Origin of the sequence: Mesorhizobium sp. M7A.F.Ca.CA.004.06.1.1, from assembly GCF_003999135.1 — a bacterium.
In the GTDB taxonomy this organism is placed as follows: domain Bacteria; phylum Pseudomonadota; class Alphaproteobacteria; order Rhizobiales; family Rhizobiaceae; genus Mesorhizobium.
The window spans coordinates 455-4,138 of record NZ_RZPQ01000536.1; the positions used below are offsets into that span (position 1 = coordinate 455).

A 3,684-nucleotide genomic window follows, 5' to 3' on the forward strand; every position below is an offset into this window, starting at 1 on the left:
GTCGACGGCAGCAGCGACAGGCGCCTGCCTGGCCTTGTCGAAGACGCCAAAGCTGGTCGGCGCCAATTCGGGCCGCGCCAGCACGAAACCCTGCACCATCGACGCACCCGATTTCTCGGCGAGCTCCAGTTGCCAGCCCTCCTCGATGCCTTCGAACACCGTATGGATACCTTGCTCCTCGAAGTTCTTCACCATGGTGGTCAGCAACGCGAAGCCGGCGCCGGACTCCATCAGCTGCGTGATCCAGTAGGCATCGAACTTGACGATATCCGGCTTCAATTCCTTGACCCGATTGATGTCGGAATCGTCCGCGCCATAATCGTCGACGGCGATGCGAAAACCGTTGGCCCTCAGTGCCGCGACGAAGCCATGCAAGGCTTCCTGCGACGCCGACCGCTGCTCGGTCACCTCGCAGACGACGCGACGCGGGTCGATGCCGGCCTCGTGCAGCACGAGCCGCATTTCGCGCAAGGCAGCGTCGGCAACGGCGCGTTCGGTGAACACTGACGGGTCGAAATTGACGAAGATCGATGCTTCCCGCGGCAGGCAGGCACCGGCGTTGAGAAGATGCAGCGTCCTGGTCAGCGCCTCGATATGCAGCCGGTCGGCGGCCGGGCAGGTCGAGAAGAAATTCATCGGCGATTGCGGCTCGCCGTCGCGGAACGGCCGGATCAGCCCTTCGAACGCGACCACCGACAGCTTGCCTTCCTTGAAAGCGAAGATCGGCTGGAAGGCGCTTTGCAGCGTGTAGATACCCCAGACACCGGTGGAGGTGCCGTCGTCCTGACGGATGATGTGGGCAAGCCCGACGCTGCGCGACACGGTTCCTCGCTCCGCAATTGGTCTGCCATCCTGCCACTCAAGCCTCTACCGCTCGTTAATGAATTTATTGTTGCCGACCCCGGGTCCCGATCACAGCTCCTTGAGACCTGGATCAGCCGACAATACTTGCGTTGCGCGAAATCATGCGACATGAGAAGCGCCGCGGTCGCTCCTGGCCGCGCCGATCTTCCATGGAGACGTCAAGCTCATGGCCTTTCTTGCCGACACCCTTTCCCGCGTGAAGCCTTCCGCCACCATCGCGGTCACGCAGAAAGCGCGCGAGCTGAAAAATGCCGGCCGTGACATTATCGGGCTTGGCGCCGGCGAACCGGATTTCGACACGCCCGACAACATCAAGAATGCGGCAATCGAGGCGATCCGCCGTGGCGAAACCAAGTATCCGCCGGTTTCGGGCATCGTGCCGCTGCGCGAGGCGATCGCAAAAAAGTTCAAGCGCGAGAACAATCTCGACTACAAGCCCGAGCAGACCATAGTCGGCACCGGCGGCAAGCAGATCCTGTTCAACGCCTTCATGGCGACGCTGAACCCCGGCGACGAGGTCATCATTCCTCGCCCCTATTGGGTCAGCTACCCCGAGATGGTGGCCATATGCGGCGGCACCTCCGTGTTTGCCGACACCTCGATCGACAACGGCTTCAAGCTGACCGCTTCCGTGCTGGAAAAGGCGATCACGCCGAAGACCAAATGGCTGCTGATGAACTCGCCGTCGAACCCGTCGGGTGCCGCCTATACCGAAGCCGAATTGCGCGCGCTGGCCGACGTGCTGTTGAAGCATCCGCATGTCTGGACGCTGACCGACGACATGTACGAGCACCTGACCTATGGCGATTTCGTCTTCAGGACCATCGCCGAGGTCGAGCCTAAGCTCTACGAGCGCACGCTGACCATGAACGGCGTGTCGAAAGCCTATGCAATGACCGGCTGGCGCATCGGTTATGCGGCGGGTCCGGTTCAACTGATCAAGGCGATGGACATGATCCAGGGTCAGCAGACATCGGGCGCCTGCACCATTGCGCAATGGGCATCCGTCGAGGCGCTGAATGGCCCGCAGGATTTCATCGCCAAAAACAAGGCGATCTTTCAAGGCAGGCGCGACCTTGTCGTGTCGATGCTCAACCAGGCACGCGGCATCACCTGTCCGTCGCCGGAAGGCGCCTTCTATGTCTATCCTTCCTGCGCCCAGCTGATCGGCAAGAAGACCAAGGCCGGCAGGCTGATCGACACCGACGAGACCTTCTGCTCGGAACTGCTCGAAGCCGAGGGCGTCGCGGTGGTGTTCGGCTCGGCCTTCGGCCTCGGGCCCAACTTCCGCATCTCCTACGCGACCTCGGAGACGCTTCTGGAAGAAGCCTGCACACGCATCCAGCGTTTTACGGCTTCGCTGACCTGACCGACGCACTATGAATGCAAAAACCCGGCTTCACCGCCGGGTTTTTTAATGGGCCGTCAGCCTCACGCCTCGTGCTTGGTCTCTTTGGCCGAGCGCGCCTCGGCCGGCGCCAGCACGGCGACCAGCAATGCGGCGGTGAGGAACGCGCCGATCGCTGCCGTCAGCATCGCGGCGTGGAAGCCGCCGGCATAGGCGGCAGCATAGAGTTCATGCACGCCGCTTTCGCCCATCGCCGCATCGGTTGCGAAATCATGCCGTGAAATCGCAGCACGGGCGACCGCTTCCGCGTTGGCGACACCGGCATCGCCGAGATACCCGGTCAAAAGGTTGGTTGCCCGCATGCTCATCAAGGCGCCGAGCAAGGCGATGCCGATGGCAAGGCCGCTCTGGCGGGTGGCATTGATGACCGCCGACACCATGCCCGAGCGTTCGCGCGGCGCATAGGACATGGCGGCAGCGCTGCCGGTCGGGATTGCAAGCGCATTGCCGAGGCCGCCAATGGCGAACAGAAGGCACAGCATCGCATAGGGCGTCGAAGGGCCGGCCCAGCACATGCCGAGCATGGACAGGCCGATAGCAACATAGCCGATGGTCATCAGCGCGGAGTGACCATAGCGCGCGCTCAGCCTGCCGATCCATGGCGACACCACGATCTGGACGATGAAGGCCGGCGCCATGCGCAGGCCGGTCTGCGTCGGCGACCAGCCCTGCACCTGCTGCAGGAACATCGAGAAGAAGAAGACGCTGGAATAGGAGGTGAAGCCGAGCGCGAACGAAGCGACATTGGCGACGGCGAAGCGGACATCGCGGAACAGGCCAAGCGGCAGCATCGGGCGTGCAGTGCGCGCCTCGAAGCCGAGGAAAGCAGCCAGACCGACGACGCCGGCGACCAGCGCCGCGACCGTCCTTGGCTCGCCCCAGCCATTCTCGCCGGCCGAGATCAGGCCGAAGGTCAGCGCCCCCAGCCAAAGGATGCTGAGAGCCAGGCCGACGAGGTCGAGATGGGCATGTTCGGGATGCGCCGTCTCGTTGATCGAAACAGCACCGAGCGCGATCGTGATCAAGCCCAGCGGCAGGTTGATCAAGAAGATGCTTTGCCAGCCGACGGTCTCGACCAGGATGCCACCGAGGACGGGACCAACGAGCAGAGAGATGGCGGCGAACGACGCCCAGCCGCCAATGACGCCAGCGCGCTGGCGCGCATCGGGAAAGGCCTGCGTCAGGATCGACAGCGCGCCTGGAATGAGCAGCGAGCCGGCGATGCCCTGTACCACCCGGCCGGCCAGCAGAACCGGCAGATTGGGCGCGACGGCGCAGATCAGCGAACCGGCCACGAAGATGCCGACGCCGGCCAGCCACGAGCGCTTGCGGCCATAGCGATCGCCGATCAGGCCGGACGACAGCATGAAGGCGGACAGGCACAGCGTGTAGGAGTCGACCACCCATTGCAG

3 protein-coding genes are annotated in these 3,684 nt (G+C 63.4%); 1 reads left to right on the forward strand and 2 read right to left on the reverse strand.

The genetic code is table 11. The annotated features are described in order from the left end of the window. The coding region (locus EN906_RS25200; RefSeq protein WP_206529163.1) for an EAL domain-containing protein at positions 1-822 on the reverse strand (822 nt) is incomplete at its 3' end. A gap of 208 nt (positions 823-1,030) precedes the next feature. Here EN906_RS25200 and EN906_RS25205 point away from each other — a divergent pair. Then, positions 1,031-2,233, forward strand: coding sequence for a pyridoxal phosphate-dependent aminotransferase (locus tag EN906_RS25205; RefSeq protein WP_127270426.1), 1,203 nt, complete (start codon positions 1,031-1,033; stop codon positions 2,231-2,233). Positions 2,234-2,295: 62 nt separating this feature from the next. Here the strand turns inward: EN906_RS25205 and EN906_RS25210 are convergent. Then, positions 2,296-3,684, reverse strand: a 1,389-nt coding sequence (locus tag EN906_RS25210) for a DHA2 family efflux MFS transporter permease subunit (protein WP_127375458.1), incomplete at its 5' end; no start/stop codon positions are given.

Coding starts and splice junctions, on each gene's coding strand:
- EN906_RS25205 (WP_127270426.1), top strand. CDS start 1,031: ATGGCCTTTCTTGCCGACACCCTTTCCCGCGTGAAGCCTTCCGCCACC.